This is a genomic window from Brachyspira catarrhinii, assembly GCF_005518285.1.
GTDB lineage: Bacteria > Spirochaetota > Brachyspiria > Brachyspirales > Brachyspiraceae > Brachyspira > Brachyspira catarrhinii.
The window spans coordinates 1-304 of the sequence record NZ_SJDU01000877.1 but is presented as its reverse complement, the minus strand read 5'-3'; the positions used below and the strand labels follow the sequence as shown (position 1 = coordinate 304).

The following is a 304-nucleotide window of genomic DNA, read 5'->3' as shown; positions in this document are numbered from 1 at the left end:
ATCGATACCAAAACTACGCTTATAACCAAAACGGATATAGAAAATATGATGAAAAATCTGAAAAGGTCAGATGGTAGTATTTATAGTTCAGAAAAAAATGGAGAAATAGTTCTTGCGGGGGAGTATCGCAATTCAACTAAATTTAGTTTTACAAACGCAAAGTTTTCTGAAGCCAATCCTAATTTTTCTTTCACTAATGAACCTACAACCAATCAAACTGTAACTCATAGTGCAAGCAAGAAAGCATCCGTATTAGCAGCCGCTATAGGAGGAACTCCACAATTTAAAGAATATTTTGGAAGTG

Annotated in this window: 1 protein-coding gene; it reads left to right on the top strand. The window is 34.2% G+C overall.

Features of this window, described 5'->3' with window-relative positions:
- Nucleotides 1–45: 45 nt before the first annotated feature.
- Nucleotides 46–304, top strand: a 259-nt coding sequence (locus EZH24_RS13715) for a hypothetical protein (RefSeq protein ID WP_137999509.1), incomplete at its 3' end; no start/stop codon positions are given.